We start from the raw sequence: 16,986 nt of genomic DNA, 5'->3' as shown, positions 1-16,986 counted from the left end.
TTTGCAAATCCGGGCGTTTGCGGCCATTCAGGGGCCGTGCAGCAGGGGGCGGGAATGCAAATTGCAGTTGTCGGGGCCGGGATCGGCGGGCTTGCCTTCGCGGCACTAGCCGCGCAGGCGGGGCGGAATGTCACGCTGGTCGAGCGGTTTCAGGCCCCCGGTCCGGTCGGTTCGGGGCTGGTGATCCAGCCGGTCGGGCTGGCGGTCCTGGACCGGATCGGCGCGGGTGATCAGGCGCGCGTTCTGGGTGCGCCGATTGCCCGGATGCTGGGCCATGCGGTCGGGCGGCGCGGTGCCGTGCTGGATGTCAGCTATCGCAGTGGCGCGCCGGGTTTGGCGATTCACCGCGCGGCCCTGTTCGATACGCTGTGGCAGGCGGTGCAGCGGGCTGCCGTGCCGGTCATCACCGGGGCCGAAGTCATCGCGGCCCCGCCACAGGGCGCGGGGCGCAGCCTGATCCTAGCCGATGGCCGCCAGCTTGGCCCCTTTGATCTGGTGGTCGATGCGGCGGGTGCGGGGTCACACCTGTCGCCCCTGATCGCCCGGCCGCTGCGCTATGGCGCGGTCTGGGCCAATCTGCGCTGGCCTGAAGGCTGCCGCCTGCCCCCCGATCAGCTGCGCCAACGCTATCGTGGTGCGGCACAGATGATGGGCGTCTTGCCGATTGGCCGGATGCAACCCGGTGGCCCGGCGATGGCGGCCCTGTTCTGGTCGCTGCCGGTGGCCGATATTCAGGCATGGCGCGACGGCGGGGTGGCGGCCTGGGCGGCACAGGCGCGCGACCTTTGGCCCGAGGCCGAGGCGTTTACCGCACAAATCACCGATCTGGCCCAGTTCACCCCGGCGCGCTATACCCACGGCACGCTGCGCCGCCCACATGCGCCCGGTCTCGTGCAGATCGGCGATGCCGCTCATCGCGCCAGCCCGCAGCTTGGACAGGGGGCGAATATGGCGCTGCTGGATGCGCTCGCCCTGCATCTGGCGCTGGATCAGGCCGAGCCCCTGCCCGCCTATGCCGCCATGCGCCGCTGGCATATCCGCGCCTATCAGGGCATGAGCGCGGCCTTCACTCCGATGTATCAATCCGGCAGCCGGGCCTTGCCGCCACTGCGCGACCATCTGCTGGCGCCGCTCTCTCGCCTGCCGGGGGTGCGCCATCTGCTGACGGCGCTGGTGTCGGGCGACATGCTGCCCCCGCTGGCAGGACAGCGCTTTCCGTGATGCTTCGGGCCTGAGACATCCCGCCGCCTTGCCCCCGCGCGCACAAAGCTGCATCGCTGGTGCATCTTGCCCCAAGGTGCCGCCATGACCGCCTTTCCGCCCCGCTTTTTCGTGACTGCCGAACAGATCTCCGCCCAGGTTGCCGCGTTTTATGCCGCCGTGCGCGCCGATGCGCTGCTGGGACCGGTCTTTGCCGCCCATGTCGATGACTGGCCGGCCCATGAGGCCAAGATCACCCGGTTCTGGCGCAATGCGATCTTGCGCGAAGGGGTCTATGACGGGTCGCCCATGCTGGCCCATCGGCAGGCGGGCGATGTGCGCGAAGAGCATTTTCCCCATTGGCTCGCCCTGTTCGACGCGACACTGGCCCGCACACTGCCCGGCGAAGCTGCCGCCGCATGGTCTGCCATGGCGCACCGGATCGGCCGCGCGCTGTCGATGGGCGTGGCCGAGGCGCGGCGCCCGTCAGACGCCGTCCCGCGGTTCTGACAATGCGCCGCGCGCCCAACGGTTCAGCCATGCCAGACCGGCCAGCGACAGGCCGAGCCCGGCAAAGCTGACCACGCGGGTCAGCCCGGTCAGCCCGGCGGCATCCCACAGGAAAACCTTGGCGACCGTCAGCCCGATCACCAGCATGGCCATGCGTTGCAGGGCATCAGACCTGCGGGCAAGGGCCTGCCACAGCAGCACCGCCCCGGTCAGGAGCAGCGCCACGGTATAGCTGTAAAGCTCGCCCTGTCCGACAGCGGGCAGGCCCAGCCATGGCCCTTGCCAGAAATGCCGGATGGTCAGCACGGCCCACAGGATGACAAGCGCGCTGCCCGGGATCAACGCCAAGGCGCGCAACGATCGCCGCTCGCTCTGCGCGCCAAGCATCCGCCCGACCCCCAGCAGCATCAGACCCGGCAGCAGATAGGCCAGGGCAAGGCTGTTGATCAGGATCGGCCCGATCACCTGACCGGTCGGCCCATCCCCCGGGATGAAATGCAGCGGGCTTGCGATGAAAACCGCAAGCACCAGCCCGCCCGCCGCCAGCACCCCGGCCAGGCCCGCCAGCAAAAACCGCCCGCGTTGCACCCAGCCGGTGCTGGCCGCAGCCCGCCACAGTTGCGACAGGCACAGGATCAGCCAGGGCATCGCGTTCAAGGTCAGGCCCCAATGGCTCATGCTCCAGTCCGGGGTCCAGCCGTCGGCAAGGGGTTCGGGGGCCAGCAGCCGCGCCAGCAGCACATTGGCCAGCAGCGCGACCGAGGCCAGACCAAGGCTTTCCAGCACAGCCCTTGGCGCGGGCAGGTCCGGGCGCAGCAGCCACAGCCCTGCGGCACAGGCCCCCGCAACCGCCAGATAGCTGGCCAGCACCGGAACCAGATCGGCATCAAGCGCCCAATCCAGCCCCGGATCGGCCACCAGCCGCCAGGACAGAACCGCCGCCCCCGCCTGCAGGAACCATCCCATTTCAGGCAAGTTGAACCGCCGATCCAACGCCGCCGCCGCAACCAGCAGCACTGCAAGCGCCAGTGTCAGCGCCGCCGCAGATGTCAGCACGAACAGCGCAAGCGCGATCAGCGACAGTGCCGCCAGAATGGCCCAGGCACTGCGCCGGCCCGGCGCGCCTTCGTTCCGCGCCCAGATCACTGCCAAGGCGACCATGCCCGCCGCCACCGAGATCACCTGCAACGCCCAGGGGAAGGCCCCGATCACCGGCACTGGCTGCCAGATCAGATCCAGCAGCAGTACCGCAGCCGGGGCGACAAAGATCGCGCCGAAGGCCTCGGCCAACCGTGACGGCGCGCGGGCGCGCAACGCACAGGCCGCCGAAATTGCCACCGCCAGCGCCAGCAGCAGGCTGACCGTTCCGGGGGCGGCAGTTTCCGGCGCGCGCAGTGCAATGGCCGCCGCCGCGAAGTCATCAACCATCGGCTGGGCCAGTACCAGCTTGGCCAGAAATCCCACAGCCGCCATCGGGGCCAGATCTTCCAGGCCCTGCGCCCTGTCAGCCCAGAGCAATAGCCCCACCGCCAAGGCAGCCAGAAGCAGGAAAGCCAGCAATCCCGCAGCCCCATCCGGCATGGCCAGCGTCAGCACCGCAACCACCACAACCGTATTGCCGAAGGCCAGCCGCACCGGGAAGGCGGGCCAGACCCCATCGCGCTGCCAGAGGCGACGCAGCACCGAAGGCGCGTCATGATCGGGCATCAGCGACCGCTGCGGCAGGATGATCGCCATCAGCGCCAGCCCCACCAGCGACCACAGCCACCCGGCGTCACCCGCTCCGCCCGCAGCCATCAGCCACAGGCCCAGATGCGCCAGCGCCAGCGCCAGCACCGAAACCCAGGCCCAGCGGCGGAACGCATCCACCGCCAGCCCGACAAAGGCCACAAGCAGGTAATGTCCATAGAGCCACGGCACCGCGCCGCCGCCGCCATCCACCAGAAACGGTGTGGCTGCAGCGCCAATCAGCCCGACGGCCACCAGTAACGGACCATGCCGCCAGCCAAGGGCGATCGCCCCCATCGCGGCCAGCGCCAATCCGGCAAAGGCCAAACCCGGTCCATAAAGCCCGTACATCAGCCGCCCTGCCGCAACCCCGGCAAAGACGGCAACGATCCCCGCGCCGGAAAAGACCGACGGCAGATAGGCGGTTGCCATCTCTGCGCCATCCCCCCAACGCCGCCGCACGGCCTCGCCCGCCGCGATCAGAGCCAACCCGAACAGGATTGCCAGCGCCACACGCGCCGGGGGCGGCAGAAGGCCACGCTCCACCCCGTATTGCACGAAAAACACCCCGGCCAATGCCAGCGACAGCGCTGCAACCGCATAGACCCAATTGTCGCGCAGCCATCCTGCAAGCTCGGCCAGCCGGTCCCGACGCAGCACAAGCGGCTGGTCTTGCGAAATGGCAGGCGCTGCGGGGGCCGGCTTGGCTTCGGCTTCGGTCGATACGGGTGCGGAACTGCCGCCGGGCAAGGCCCGATCCCAGGGCGATGGCACGGCTGGTGGCAGCGGGTCGGCCATAGTGGGCAAGGCAGGGGCAGCCGGCGATGATGGCTTGGGCACCTGCTTCACGGCGATTGCCTCTGTGCCCTGTGGCGCCGGATCCAACTTTGCCAGCTGCGCCTCAAGCGCATCGACACGCCGCCGCAAGCCAATATGCGAAATGACCAGAAGGATCAGCCCGACAGGCACCGCCAACAGCGCCAGCCCCAGCAGCATCAGCATTGCTTCCATTCCAGGCCCCTTCCACACCCCTCAGGCGTGACACCATAGCAGGGGGATCGGAAACCGAAAGTCAGCTTTTCCCGACCGTTTCTTGCCCACCGCGCAGCCCGTCAAACACCCCTGCCAGCGCGCGGCCCATCAGATTGGTCACCTGCGGACGCCGGGCGGCATGAAACGGCAACGGGCGGCACAGGTCCATTGCGGCCACCCCGACCCGCGCTGTCAGCGCGCCATTCACCATGCCTTCGCCAAAGCGGCGCGATAGTTTCGACATCACGCCCCCGCCAGCAAAAGACCCGATCAGATCATCCGTCAGCGCCACCGCGCCCGTTGCCACCAGCGAGGCAAAGACCCGGCGCAGCAAGCCCCAACTGGCAAACCCGCCCGACCTGCCGCCGTAGATTTCGGCAATCCTTCGGATCATGCGCAGATTGCTGACCAACGCCGCCGCCACATCGGCCAACGCCATCGGCACCAGCGCAGTGACCGTGGCCACCTGACGGGCGGCCGCTTCGATCTCGCGCCGCGCCCGGTCGTCCAGCGGCTGCACAAGCGTGGTTTCCGCCAGATCAAGCAGGCCATCGGCATCGAACAACTCGGCCCGCCTTGCGGCCAGATTGGCAAGGCCGGGCGCCAGTTCCGGTCGCCCGGCATAAAGGCGGGCCAAGCGGTCGGCGACAACCCGCGCCCGCGCCAGATCACCACCCGATCGCGCCAATGACGCCTGCGTGCGCAGCGTATCGAGCCGCGCCAGCCGCAGAAACGCCCACCATTCGCGCAAGGCAAGCATCAGGCCCAGCGCCAGTGCCACCACCGTCAACCCGAAGGCAACCGTGCCCAGCAGCGGATTGCGCGCCATCAGCCCCGCGATGAAATCATAGGCCGCCACCGACAGCACAAAGCCGAACAGCGTGCCAAAGGCCCAAAGCGTCAGCCTGACAAGCGGCGATCCGCGACGGGCCATCATCCGGGCCGCGGCCTGCATCGCCTGCCCCTCGGCCATCGTATCCGGCACGGCATCGGGCACAGGCGCGGCCAGCGCCGGATCGGCCTGCTCCGCATCCTCGCGATCTATCACCAGCGGGCGGCGCAGCGGGGTCTGGTCATCGGTCACAGCCGGTCTCCGATCAGGAATTCTGCCGCCCGGTCCAGCCGGATATGCGGCGGGCCTTCGCCCGGGCGACGGGTGAAGCGGGCGGGCCCAAAGCTCATCATCGCATAATCCGCACCCAGCCACCGTTCGGCCCCCTGCCGTGCAGGCGAAAGCAGGCGCGCAGGATCAGAGGGCAGTTCCCCGGGATAGAGGGCCGCCTGCTTGCCGGTGGTCAGCAATCGACCGCGCACCATGGGCAAGGAGCTGTCACCCTGTGGCACCTCTTCCTCCACCGTGGCCCGGATCGAGGCAATGGACATGGCCGCCACCTCGGCCCCGGCAAAGGCCGCCCGATCCCGCGCCTCGCGCACCAGCGCCTCTGTGATCGCCGTCAACGCGGCATGCTGGCTGTGATGCAGATGATCGGCCTTGGTCGCGGCAAACAGGATCTTTTCGACCCGGCGCCCCATCAGGATTTCCGACAGGAACCCGTTTCGCCCAGGACGAAAGGCCTTCAGGATATCGGCCATGGTCTGCCGCAAATCCTCCAGCGCCTGCGGCCCGGCATGAATGGCCCCCAGCACATCCACCAGCACGACCTGCCGGTCGATCCGTGAAAAATGGGTACGGAAGAAGGGCTTTACCACCTTGGCCTTGTAGGCTTCAAAACGCCGCTCCATCTCGCGCCACAGGCTGCCCCGGCCCTGTGTGGCGGGCAAGGGCAGCGGCGCGAAGGTCAGAACCGGGCTGCCCACCAGATCGCCGGGCAACAGAAACCGCCCCGGCGTGCAATCCGACCAGCCCGCCGCCCGCGCTGCCTGCAGATAGTCGGTAAACCCCGCAGCCAGCGCCTGCGCCCGCAATTCATCATGGGCCAGGGCGCCATCCTCGGCCCGGGCTACCGCCAGAAACTCGGCCCCCTGCGGACGCTTCGCCATGCGGATCAGCGTCTCTTCAGCCCAGGTTGCATAATCCTTGTCCAGCAATGCGAGATCAAGTAGCCATTCCCCCGGATAATCGACAATATCCAGATGCACGGTCTGTGTGCCCATCAACCCGGAAAACAGACCCTCAGGCTGCACCCGGAATGACAGCCGCAACTCTGACACTGAACGCGTGCTGGCAGGCCAATGCGGATCGTCACCGGTCAACGCCGCCAGATGGCCTTCGAAATCGAAACGGGCCACCGTGTCATCGGGTTGGGGTTGCAACCATGCCGCCTCGATCCGCCGCGAGGCTTCGGCCTTCAGTTGCGGCATCCGGCCCCTGTCCATCAGATTGGCCACCAGACCGGTGATGAACACCGTCTTGCCTGCACGCGACAGACCAGTCACGCCCAGCCGCACTACTGTATCGGAAAACGGATCGGTCACCGTGGCAACCAGACCCTCCAGACTGCGGCCCAGTTGGTCGGTAAAATCGGAAATCGCCACGCAAGGCCCCCTGTCTGTGCCGACCCAAGATAGGCGCGGCACGAACATCTGTGTAGGGGGCATCCGACATGGGCTGCAACAGCCACATCACGGCAGGATGGACAGCCGCGCCCCGCTGCGCTACCCCCACCCCATGCCGAGATATGCCCTGAAAATCGAATATGACGGTGGTCCCTTCGCGGGCTGGCAGCGCCAGTCACAAGGCCAGCCTTCCGTGCAGGCGGCCATCGAAGCGGCGCTGGCCCGGCTGGAACCGGGTCCACATACCATCGCCGCCGCAGGGCGCACCGATGCCGGGGTTCATGCCACGGGACAGGTGGCCACCTGTGATCTTGCGCGCGACTGGGATCCCTTCCGCCTGTCCGAGGCGCTGAACTATCACCTCAAACCTGCGCCAGTGGCGGTTTTGCAGGTAGCGCAGGTTAGCGATGACTTCCACGCCCGCTTTTCGGCGCTGGAGCGGCGCTATACCTTCCGGCTCGTCCAGCGCCGCGCGCCAGCCACGCATGACAAGGGGCTGGTCTGGCGGGTGCAGAACCCGCTGGACGCCGCGGCAATGCGCGCCGGTGCCGCCCATCTGGTCGGGCATCACGATTTCACCACCTTCCGGTCGTCGATCTGTCAGGCCGCCTCGCCCGTCAAGACGCTGGATGAGATCACGCTGGAAGAATTGCCCTACCCCGGTGGGTGCGAATACCGCTTCCATCTCCGGGCGCGCAGCTTTCTGCACAATCAGGTCCGATCCATCGTCGGAACGCTGGAACGCGTCGGCGCAGGATCATGGCAGCCCGACGATATTCGCCTCGCATTGGAAGCCCGCAACCGCGCCGCCTGCGGACCGGTTTGCCCGCCACAGGGGCTGTACCTTACCGGGGTCGGATACCCGGCCGATCCCTTCGTGTGACCTGAACGCAAGCACCGCGGAGCCAACCGGGCCCAAGGCCCGGGCAGGCGACCCAAATGGCTTGCGCGGGCCGGCAGGACCGCGCTCCGCAAGGTCACTGCCGCCACCGACCTACGCCCAAGATGACCGGCTGGATGCCATCTTGCACCGCGCACCGAGGCCGCTAGGTTCACCCCATGCTCCAAGTTGATGGAACCGCGCCCATGTCCCAGCCCCGCCCAGACCCTGTGCAACCCGCCGATGACAATGCGCGCAGCCTTGCCCGGAAGCTTCTGTCAGAGGCCACCCATGCGGCGCTGGCCTATACCGATCCGGCCACGGCTGCGCCCGGCATCAGCCGGATCGCCTTCGGCCTTTGCCCCGCATATCAACCGATGACACTGGTCTCGGCGCTCTCGGCCCATCATGCCGCTTTGACAACGCATCCCGAAGCCGCCCTGATGGTGGGCGAAGTGGGTGACAAGGGCGATCCGCTGACCCATCCGCGGCTGATGCTGCGGGTCAGGGCCTCGTTCATCGACCGCAAATCCCCCGATCACCCTGCCCTGCGCGATCATTGGCTGCTCGGTCATCCCAAGGCGCGGCTCTACATTGATTTTGCCGATTTTGCGCTCGTGCGCCTGCAACCCGTCTCGGCTTTGCTCAATGGCGGGTTCGGCAAGGCGTTCCGTCTGGAGGTCGAAGACCTTCTGCCCCCGACATGACCACAAAAATGTGCGGGCACCCTTCGGCGCCCGCCCTGTTCATGCTGGATCTTGCGCGCTTAGACCGGCTTGTCGGTGCGGTAGGTCACCTGCACCTTGCCCCGCAAGGCGCGCGGCCAGACCAGATTCAACCGATCGCCATTGGTACCTTGCTGAGGCTGGGCATAAGGCATGCTGAAGTCGGTGGCGTTCGCAGAATCGCGGATTGGGCCATCCGGCTGCACCGACATCACGGTCAGCGCCCGGCCACCAAACGGATGCAGGCTCGACCCATTCACCGACCAAGTTGTGGCATTGCTGCTCTGGTTGTGTTCCAGTGTGATGGGGTTCATGCAGATATCGTTGACCCCGTGGAACGTATTTCCCGTCACCACCACATTGCGCGCCCGGCTGTGATCCAGATCGGCCGTGCTGTCATCGACCTTTTCGATCCGGTCGATACTGCCATTGGTCGTGCGAAACACGTTGCCGATGATCGCCAAGCCATTCAGGAAATGCCCGGCACCGCGCGGACGCACCACGATCCAGCGGAACGATGGTGCCACGTCGATCGCCATGAAAGTGTTGCCGGTAATGGTCAGCCCCCCGAAAGAGAATTCGCTTTCGAAACCCGGGTTCGGATCATGTTCGTTCGACAGTTCGATCCAGCAGTTGTCGATGTAATTGCCGTTGATGATGCTGCGGCCATTGGTGTTGGTCAGGATCAGGCCAGCCTGGCGCAAACCGTCGGTCTCGTCATCGCCCTGGAAGAAGTGGTTGCCCAGCACCATGTTGCCGCCGCCCGCCAGAACGCAGAAATGCGCAAACCGGACGACGCGGTTGTCCCGCAGCTTGACGTCGTTCGAATTGGCATTCAACGCGATGGTATTGCGCACCTGTGCTGCAAGCGATTGCTCGTTCGACAGGAACTGGCACTGATCGACAATCATGCCCTGGCAACCGTCGCCGATCGAGGTGATCGCACGGTTCTTGGGCGAGGTGAAAACGCAATCGGCGATGCGGAACACCAGGCCGGATTTTGCCAGCATGATCCCGCTGGCGCGGCCCGAACAGGCGAAATCGATATCCGTGATTTCGAACCGGGCCAGGTTTTCGAAGCCTGAAAAATCCAGCAGATACTTGTAGCGGGTAAAGGTCAGCGTCCGGGTGCCTGCTGCTGCCGGCAACAGAGGCTGACTCAGGGTAATGGTCGCGGCAGCGGTGTTCTTGTTGCGCACATAGACTTCGCGCCCCACCCCGGTGCCCGTGATCCGCGATCCAATCGGAATGTTGGCCACATTGGTCAGCGTCGTCGCATTGCTGGTGCTGTAGGTGCAGACCGAGGTCACCTGCGTCTGATCCCAGTTGGTCGAGCTGGCCGCCACGATCTGACCATTGGTCAGCACACGACGACTTGCCAGGCTGGTGATCCCGGCCAGAGCTGCCACATCCAGCGGTTCGGTCAGTTCGACCTTGCGGCCCGACATGTCGAACACCACGTGATCATTGAAATAGAACAGCGTCTGAAGCCCACGACGGAACCCCTCCATCTCGCTGCCAAAGGCCGCAGAATAGGTGTTGAGGTCATAGTTGCGCGTGCAGGTCAGCCGCGCCGACGACGGCATCACCAGCGTGCCTTCGAACCGGACAGGGCTGTCCAGCGTCAGGCTGGAGGCAATGCGATAGGTTCCTGCCGATACCAGAACCGTACGGCCATCCGCTGCGGCGTCAGCCGCTGCAAATGCGGCAGAGTCATCGGTGGTGCCATTGCCGATGGCGCCATAGTCCCGCACATCGACCACATCGATCAGTTTGCGGTGGAACACTTCGGTGACATCTTCGATCACGATGTCATCAATGCGCACCACACCGCCATTCGGCCCGCTCATGTTCACGCCGAAATGGCCATAAACCGGCTCGGCGCCCCAGACCATGTCCACGCCCTGACGGTTGCCGGCACCGATGATCGCGGTCACCGTCACAACTTCGCCATAGGTGGTCAACGTGGTTGCAGGTCCGGTCAGCGGGACACTCACGGCAGAACCATTGGCGCGCCCTGCATAGGCCGCGATGCGCACCGTCGGCAGGTTGCCCGAAACGGCCTTGACCCGGGCCGTCACCCGCAGATACAGGCCGGGCTCGATCGGCGTCTGGCCCTTGTAGCGCAGCCGCTGTGTTGTCTCGATCTTCTGCAGTTCCAGACAACCGCCGAAATCCTGATCGGAAGGTACCAACGCCGCGTTGGGCTGCCCGGCATAGCTGGCCGACCCGGGCGTTCCATCTTCACGCGACCATTGGGTCAGCCCCGCCGAAAACGGCGGCGGCATCAGCACCAGACCATCGGTAATCGCCTTGTTCATCTTGTCAGACCCTCGCCTCGTTCCACCAGAGATGGGCGCACATCCCGCACGCCCCGGACCGGACAAATATCAAGGGAAGGTTAACCACGGCTCAGACGACCGTGCGCTGTGCCCAGCTTGGGCGCAACGGCTTCAGGCGCTCAGGTCCGGCTCCGGCAACACCTGCACGGCATTGATCCGCCAGCCCTCTGGCGTTTCGACCATCTGGTAATCCAGCAGATGTCCGCGTCCCGCCGCATCGGTGACCCTTACGCGTTGCCACAGGCCGCCCGCCACGTTGCGCCGTTCCAGAAGTTCAACCTTGCCGGGTTGCCGGACCATCGGATAGCCGCGCTGCACCATGCCCCCAAAGACCTCGGGGCTGCCGAACAATGCGCGCAGATTGGGTGAGGCATAGGTGAAGGCTTCGGCCACATCGCCCTCCCGAAAGGCCTGCATCTGCGCCTCGATGGTGCCGCTGATCCCATCCGTCTGGGCCATGGTCCCAAAGGCCGCCAGACACAGGGCAGCCAAGGTGAATTTCATCTTCATGTTACACCATTGTCGTGATTGCCATGCAGCAAAAACCTAGTATGACCTTGATATCCGGCAAGGCCGCCTGCCCTGCCCGCCTGACAGGACTGCGACACATGCCTTACCGTTTCGACCTGCGCGATGCCTCCTTGTCCGAGGCCCTGCGCCGGATCGCAGGCGAGGAAATCGCCAGCATGCAAGCCCGGATCGGGGCCGGTTCACTGGAACCGGGTGATGTGCATGGCTTGCGCAAAAGCTTCAAGAAACTCCGCGCCCTGCTGCGTCTGGTCCGGCATGGGCTGCCTGAAATCCAACCCGCCGAAAACGTGGTGCTGCGCGATGCCGCGCGCAGTCTTTCGGGCCAGCGCGACGCAGCCGTGCGCATCGCAGCCCTTGACCGGCTGATGCCCGGCGCATCCGATCCGGCGCTGCTGGCCCTGCGCGCGCATCTTGTGGCCGAAGCCGCCATGCCCGCGCCGCCGCCGCCCGATCTGCGCGATCTGCTCGCTGGTCTTGCCTTGCGCATCAACGAATGGGAATTGCAGGGGCAGGATCGCCGCATCCTGGCCGAAGGCCTGTCCGAAACCCGTAGCCGCGCCCGCCGGGCGATGCGCGCGGCCCGCGACAATCCCGATGACGAAGTCCTGCATGACTGGCGCAAGCGCGCCAAGGATCACTGGTATCAGGCGCGGCTGTTCCTGCCAGTCTGGCCCGACGTGATGCGTCCCATCGTCACCGAGGCCGACCGGCTGGGCGAAGCCCTTGGTGACCATCACGATCTGGCCATGTTGCAGGCCCATCTCGATGCCCTGCCTGACAGCATATTGCCCGCAGACACCCGCACCCTGCTGGCCGACCGCAGCCGCGAAGCCCGTCAGGCGATCGAGGCGACCGCTTTCCCGCTGGGGGCCCGACTGTTTGCTGGCGACCCCGAGGAAATGGCCGATCTCTGGATCAAGTGGTGGAAGATCTGGCTCAGCCAGATCGGCTGACCGGCATCTTCCGCCCCGGCCGCCTCAATGCGCGGCGGCCCAGTTGCGGCCCTGCCCCGCATCGGCCCGCAAGTGCACATCCAGATGCACGGCGGGATCGGCTGCACCCTCCATGACAGCCCGGGCCACCTGGGTCAGCTTTTCAGCCTGCTCTTCGGCCACCTCGAACAGCAATTCGTCATGGACCTGCAGCAGCATCTTCGCATCCAGCCCCGCAATGGCCTGCGGCATGCGGATCATGGCCCGCCGGATCACATCTGCAGCAGTGCCCTGGATCGGCGCGTTGATCGCCGCGCGCTTGGCAAATCCGGCCCCCGGCCCCTTGGCGTTGATTTCCGGGGTGTGGATCTTGCGCCCAAACAGAGTCTGCACATAACCCTTTGATTTTGCGAAGGCCACCGTTTCATCCATATAGGCGCGGATGCCTGGGAACCGTTCGAAATAGCGGTCGATGAAGCCCTGCGCCTCGGCCCGCGGAATACGCAGGTTACGGGCAAGACCAAACCCGGAAATGCCGTAGATCACCCCGAAATTGATCGCCTTGGCCTGGCGGCGGACACTTGGGTCCATTCCTTCGACCGGCACGCCGAACATCTCCGAGGCGGTCATGGCATGGATGTCCAGCCCATCTCTGAACGCCTGTTTCAGCGCCGGAATCCCCGCGATATGGGCCAGAATGCGCAATTCGATCTGGCTGTAGTCCAGACTGACCAGAACCCGCCCTTCGGGGGCGACAAAGGCCTCGCGGATGCGCCGCCCTTCCTCGCTGCGCACCGGAATATTCTGCAGGTTGGGGTCGGTAGATGCCAAACGCCCCGTATTTGCCCCGGCAATGCTATAGCTGGTGTGCACACGTCCGGTTTCCGGATGGATGTGGTTTTGTAAACTATCGGTATAGGTGGATTTCAGCTTGGAAATCTGCCGCCAATCCAGAACCCGCGCCGCCAGCTGCGCGCCGGTCGGATGCGCCTCCAGCGTGGTGATATCTTCCAGAACCTCGGCCCCGGTGGCATAGGCGCCGGTCTTGCCCTTTTCACCACCCGGGATCTGCATCTGGTCAAACAGGATTTCGCCCAGTTGCTTGGGCGATCCGACATTGAACCTGGTCCCGGCAATCTCGTGGATCTCTTCCTCCAACTGCACCAGCTTTTGCGCAAAGGCATTGGACATCCGCGCCAGCACATCGCGGTCCACCTTGACGCCGGCCATTTCCATATCGGCCAACACCGGGATCAGCGGGCGTTCCAGCGTTTCATAAACCGTTGTCACCTGCGCGCGATGCAGCGCCGGTCGGAAGCGTTGCCACAGGCGTAGCGTCACATCGGCATCCTCGGCCGCATATTTCACCGCATCGACAATGGCCACCCGGTCAAAGGTCACTGCCGCCTTGCCGCCGCCCAGCAATGATTTGATCGGGATCGGCGTGTGGTTCAGATAGCGGTCCGACAGTTCATCCATGCCGTGATTGTGCAGCCCCGCATGCAGCGCATAGCTTTGCAACATCGTGTCTTCAATCGGGGCCATGTGGATGCCATGGCGGGCCATGATCTTGAAATCATACTTGATATTCTGCCCGATCTTCAGAATTGCCGGATCTTCCAGCACCGGTTTCAACGCCGTCAGCACGGCGTTCATTGGCAACTGGCCCTCGCTCAGGCTGTCGCTGGCAAACAGATCGCCCCCCCCCTGCCGATGGCCCAGCGGCACATAGCAGGCCCTGCCCGCATCGACCGCCAGCGAAATACCCACCAGATCGGCCCGCATTTCATCCAGACTGGTGGTTTCGGTGTCAAAGGCCACATGGCCAATGTCACGGATACGCGCGATCCAGCGCTCCAGCGCCGCCATATCGATAACCGCCTCATAGGCACCGTGGTCAAAGGGCAGCGCCTCGGGCAGCGGACCGGCCTCCGCCTCGGTGGCCTCGGCCGTCACCATGGGCGGCGGCGTCACATCCAGCTTGTCGGCGATCCGCTTGGTCAGGGTGCGGAATTCCATCGCATTCAGAAAGCCCATCAACACCTCGGGCTCGGGCTCGCGCACTTCAAGGCTGTCCAGCGAAAATTCCAGCGGCGTGTCGCATTTCAGCATGACCAACTGTTTGGAAATCCGAATCTGATTGGCAAAATTCACCAGCGTTTCCCGACGCTTGGGTTGCTTGATCTCTGTCGCCCGCTCCAGAAGCGTTTCCAGATCGCCATATTCCTGGATCAACAGCGCCGCTGTCTTGATCCCGATGCCCGGGGCACCGGGCACATTGTCCACACTGTCCCCCGCCAGCGATTGCACATCCACCACCCGCTCCGGGCCGACGCCAAATTTTTCCACCACCTCGTCGCGATCAATAAGCTTGTTCTTCATGGCATCGAACATCACGACACCATCACCGATCAGTTGCATCAGATCCTTGTCCGAACTGATGATCGTCACCCGCCCTCCCGCGTCCCGCGCCTGGCAGGACAGGGTGGCGATGATGTCATCGGCCTCATAGCCTTCGGTCTCGATGCAGGCGATGTTGAAGGCCCGTGTCGCATCGCGTGTCAGCGGAAATTGCGGGCGCAGATCTTCCGGCAATTCCGGGCGGTTGGCCTTGTAGGCGGGGAAAATCTCGTTGCGAAAGGTCTTGGACGAATGGTCAAAGATCACCGCCACATGGGTTGGCGCGTCCGGCCCCTTGTTCCCCTCGACATAGCGGTACAGCATGTTGGCAAAGCCTGCCACCGCCCCGATGGGCAGCCCGTCGGACTTGCGCGTCAGCGGCGGCAGGGCGTGATAGGCGCGGAAGATGAAGGCCGATCCGTCGATCAGATGCAGGTGGCAGCCCTTGCCGAATGTCATGATGGTCCTCCGCGCGATTTTGCGGCAGTATTGGCACGAATGGTGGGCCGGGGAAACCCGATGGCTGCTGGCTTTGCCCATGCCCGCGTGAGTGGCAGCCGATTTCGCGGCTTGACGCAACACCCCGAAAGGCAGATTGTCCTGCCCATGCTGAACCGGAACGCCCAGTTTTCGTTTTATTGGACCTGCGCCATATAGGCGGCCGGTCAGTTCTGCATGACAGAGTGATCCATCAAGCCGCCCGCAAGGGACAGGCCAATATCGCTTCCCCTTCGCGGGCCCCACGCGACAGAGGAAGACATGACACCACCGCATATCCATCTGGCCGAACCGCACGATCTGCCCGAAGTGCATCGCATGCTGATCGCACTTGCGGCCCATCATGGGGATACGGCAACGATCCCGCCCGCCGAACTGGCCCGGCTGGCCTTGCATCATCCCGACATGCGGCTTCTGGTGGCCAGCCTGCCGGACAGCCCCGCCCCGCATCCGGTGGGATATGCGCTGCTGCGGGGCTGGCAGAACATGGTGACCGGCCAGATGGCCTATGTGCTTGACCATCTTTTCGTGCAACCGCCCTTCCGCCGTCAGGGCGTGGCGCGCGCGCTGGTCGAAGCTGCCCGCGCCTGCGCATTGCAAGAAGGTCGCAGCGGCCTGACCATCCCCACCCATCCGGCCAATGCCATGGCGCAGACGGCCTATCGCGCCATGGGTCTGGCGGAACTTCCGCCCGCGGGACCACGGTTCGCGGTGTCGCTGGCCTGATGGTCAGGCCCGGTCAATCCGGCACTGGAAACAACCGTTCCGGGCGGAACGGACATGCACATATGCAATGGCCGGATTGCCCAGCAGGGCCGTTGCCGCATCCATGATCTGCCCGGTCGGCACAACGGCGCCGGAGCCATAGACGATGCGGTCATCGGCGCCATAACCCCGGATCATGTAGTCGGGCGATGTCAGCATGGCGGGCAAGGTTGCCCCACCGCCCGCCGGACACTCATCGGCACATAGAAAGATCGGGCCGGTTTCAGCATAGGGTTGCGGCATGGGAAAGGGACGATGCGCCAAAATCAACATGCCGGCCCCCTCGGGCACATGCGCAAGGCAATGGCGGCAAGGATTGCCCGCGCCTTCGGCGTGCACCCGCTCGGGCGGCAGGCCATAGGCATCGGGGCCACCGGCCCGAAGGGCGCGGGCCAGATCGGTCGGGATCGGGGTAAAGCGGATGGTCATGCGGTCCTCCTGCGGTTTCCCCATCTCTGGGCTGAACCGCCGGGCTGCGCGACCCGCTTCCTGCGCATTATGCGCAGGACGCGGCCAGCAAAAAGCGTAACGGCGGGCTGGTCAGTCGGCCCGCGCCACCATGCGGCCCATCATGCGCCCGCCCAGGATATGCAGGTGGAAATGGGGCACCTCCTGCACACCATGCGCCCCCGCATTGGTGATGGCGCGGAACCCCTCGCCCCCCTCACCCGGCTGCACCCCGGTCATGGCACAGACCTGGGCGACGGCGCGGTGGAAATCGACGATTTCCGCGTCTGACGCATCGCGGGCAAAATGGTCATAGGTGACATAGGGCCCCTTGGGGATCACCAGCACATGCACCGGCGCCTGTGGCGCAATGTCGTGGAAGGCCAGCGTATGCGGGGTTTCCAGCACGGTCTTGTTGGGGATTTCGCCGCGCAGAATGCGGGCAAAGATGTTTTGCGGATCATAGGCATAGGGCATCG

14 protein-coding genes are annotated in these 16,986 nt (G+C 65.1%); 6 read left to right on the top strand and 8 right to left on the bottom strand.

Annotated elements, in window-relative coordinates; translation table 11 throughout:
• The first annotated feature begins 54 nt into the window (after positions 1-54).
• On the top strand, positions 55-1,221 hold the full coding sequence (locus tag V6590_RS09140; RefSeq protein WP_335422142.1) for an FAD-dependent oxidoreductase: 1,167 nt from the start codon (positions 55-57) through the stop codon (positions 1,219-1,221).
• An 84-nt stretch (positions 1,222-1,305) separates the two neighbouring features.
• The gene (locus V6590_RS09135) at positions 1,306-1,710 is read left to right on the top strand and encodes a group III truncated hemoglobin (protein ID WP_335422140.1); all 405 of its coding nucleotides are present in this window, start codon (positions 1,306-1,308) and stop codon (positions 1,708-1,710) included.
• Here the strand turns inward: V6590_RS09135 and V6590_RS09130 are convergent.
• The 3 genes from V6590_RS09130 to V6590_RS09120 form a co-directional block, all read right to left on the bottom strand.
• Complete coding sequence (locus V6590_RS09130) at positions 1,687-4,449, bottom strand: DUF2339 domain-containing protein (protein WP_335422138.1); 2,763 nt, start codon at positions 4,447-4,449, stop codon at positions 1,687-1,689. The two genes, V6590_RS09135 and V6590_RS09130, sit on opposite strands and share 24 nt — an antisense overlap.
• Before the next feature lie 61 nt (positions 4,450-4,510).
• Positions 4,511-5,554: a YcjF family protein gene (locus V6590_RS09125; protein ID WP_335422136.1), complete on the bottom strand. Its 1,044-nt coding sequence runs from the start codon at positions 5,552-5,554 to the stop codon at positions 4,511-4,513.
• Complete coding sequence (locus tag V6590_RS09120) at positions 5,551-6,966, bottom strand: YcjX family GTP-binding protein (protein WP_335422134.1); 1,416 nt, start codon at positions 6,964-6,966, stop codon at positions 5,551-5,553. The genes V6590_RS09125 and V6590_RS09120 overlap by 4 nt, the downstream gene beginning before the upstream one ends.
• A gap of 133 nt (positions 6,967-7,099) precedes the next feature.
• Between V6590_RS09120 and truA the strand changes: the two genes are divergently transcribed.
• Together truA and V6590_RS09110 are read left to right on the top strand one after the other, a co-directional pair.
• Positions 7,100-7,870, top strand: a complete 771-nt coding sequence (gene truA, locus V6590_RS09115) for a tRNA pseudouridine(38-40) synthase TruA (protein ID WP_335422132.1) — start codon at positions 7,100-7,102, stop codon at positions 7,868-7,870.
• Positions 7,871-8,073: 203 nt separating this feature from the next.
• The gene (locus V6590_RS09110; protein ID WP_335422130.1) at positions 8,074-8,574 is read left to right on the top strand and encodes a pyridoxamine 5-phosphate oxidase; all 501 of its coding nucleotides are present in this window, start codon (positions 8,074-8,076) and stop codon (positions 8,572-8,574) included.
• Between the two features lie 59 nt (positions 8,575-8,633).
• Here the strand turns inward: V6590_RS09110 and V6590_RS09105 are convergent, their stop codons facing one another.
• Both V6590_RS09105 and V6590_RS09100 read right to left on the bottom strand, forming a co-directional pair.
• Positions 8,634-10,913 (bottom strand): glycosyl hydrolase family 28-related protein, encoded by a 2,280-nt coding sequence (locus V6590_RS09105; RefSeq protein ID WP_335422128.1) that lies wholly within the window; start codon positions 10,911-10,913, stop codon positions 8,634-8,636.
• 132 nt (positions 10,914-11,045) lie between these two features.
• A complete protein-coding gene (locus V6590_RS09100; RefSeq protein ID WP_335422126.1) occupies positions 11,046-11,444 on the bottom strand; it encodes a DUF4864 domain-containing protein in 399 nt (132 codons plus the stop codon).
• A 98-nt stretch (positions 11,445-11,542) separates the two neighbouring features.
• Here V6590_RS09100 and V6590_RS09095 point away from each other — a divergent pair, with 98 nt between their 5' ends.
• The gene (locus V6590_RS09095) at positions 11,543-12,418 is read left to right on the top strand and encodes a CHAD domain-containing protein (protein ID WP_335422124.1); all 876 of its coding nucleotides are present in this window, start codon (positions 11,543-11,545) and stop codon (positions 12,416-12,418) included.
• 24 nt (positions 12,419-12,442) lie between these two features.
• Here the strand turns inward: V6590_RS09095 and polA are convergent, their stop codons facing one another.
• On the bottom strand, positions 12,443-15,256 hold the full coding sequence (gene polA / locus V6590_RS09090) for a DNA polymerase I (protein ID WP_335422122.1): 2,814 nt from the start codon (positions 15,254-15,256) through the stop codon (positions 12,443-12,445).
• Positions 15,257-15,556: 300 nt separating this feature from the next.
• Between polA and V6590_RS09085 the strand changes: the two genes are divergently transcribed.
• A complete protein-coding gene (locus V6590_RS09085) occupies positions 15,557-16,021 on the top strand; it encodes a GNAT family N-acetyltransferase (protein WP_335422120.1) in 465 nt (154 codons plus the stop codon).
• 3 nt (positions 16,022-16,024) lie between these two features.
• On the opposite strand, the gene V6590_RS09080 is transcribed toward V6590_RS09085, so the two are convergent.
• Entirely contained in the window at positions 16,025-16,489 is a 465-nt protein-coding gene (locus V6590_RS09080; protein WP_335422119.1) for a DUF1203 domain-containing protein, read from the bottom strand.
• Positions 16,490-16,600: 111 nt separating this feature from the next.
• Entirely contained in the window at positions 16,601-16,984 is a 384-nt protein-coding gene (locus V6590_RS09075) for an HIT domain-containing protein (protein ID WP_335422117.1), read from the bottom strand.
• Positions 16,985-16,986: the final 2 nt, after the last annotated feature.

The sequence above is a fragment of the Gemmobacter denitrificans genome (assembly GCF_036964905.1).
GTDB lineage: Bacteria > Pseudomonadota > Alphaproteobacteria > Rhodobacterales > Rhodobacteraceae > Gemmobacter > Gemmobacter denitrificans.
The sequence above is the reverse complement of the archived record's forward strand: the minus strand, read 5'-3'. Positions and strand labels throughout refer to the sequence as shown.

Bases quoted from the DNA above. Each gene is read 5' to 3' on its own strand.
- V6590_RS09140 (WP_335422142.1), top strand. From the start codon at position 55: ATGCAAATTGCAGTTGTCGGGGCCGGGATCGGCGGGCTTGCCTTCGCG.
- V6590_RS09135 (WP_335422140.1), top strand. From the start codon at position 1,306: ATGACCGCCTTTCCGCCCCGCTTTTTCGTGACTGCCGAACAGATCTCC.
- V6590_RS09130 (WP_335422138.1), bottom strand. From the start codon at position 4,449: ATGGAAGCAATGCTGATGCTGCTGGGGCTGGCGCTGTTGGCGGTGCCT.
- truA (WP_335422132.1), top strand. From the start codon at position 7,100: ATGCCGAGATATGCCCTGAAAATCGAATATGACGGTGGTCCCTTCGCG.
- V6590_RS09110 (WP_335422130.1), top strand. From the start codon at position 8,074: ATGTCCCAGCCCCGCCCAGACCCTGTGCAACCCGCCGATGACAATGCG.
- V6590_RS09105 (WP_335422128.1), bottom strand. From the start codon at position 10,913: ATGAACAAGGCGATTACCGATGGTCTGGTGCTGATGCCGCCGCCGTTT.
- V6590_RS09100 (WP_335422126.1), bottom strand. From the start codon at position 11,444: ATGAAGATGAAATTCACCTTGGCTGCCCTGTGTCTGGCGGCCTTTGGG.
- V6590_RS09095 (WP_335422124.1), top strand. From the start codon at position 11,543: ATGCCTTACCGTTTCGACCTGCGCGATGCCTCCTTGTCCGAGGCCCTG.
- polA (WP_335422122.1), bottom strand. From the start codon at position 15,256: ATGACATTCGGCAAGGGCTGCCACCTGCATCTGATCGACGGATCGGCC.
- V6590_RS09085 (WP_335422120.1), top strand. From the start codon at position 15,557: ATGACACCACCGCATATCCATCTGGCCGAACCGCACGATCTGCCCGAA.
- V6590_RS09080 (WP_335422119.1), bottom strand. From the start codon at position 16,489: ATGACCATCCGCTTTACCCCGATCCCGACCGATCTGGCCCGCGCCCTT.
- V6590_RS09075 (WP_335422117.1), bottom strand. From the start codon at position 16,984: ATGCCCTATGCCTATGATCCGCAAAACATCTTTGCCCGCATTCTGCGC.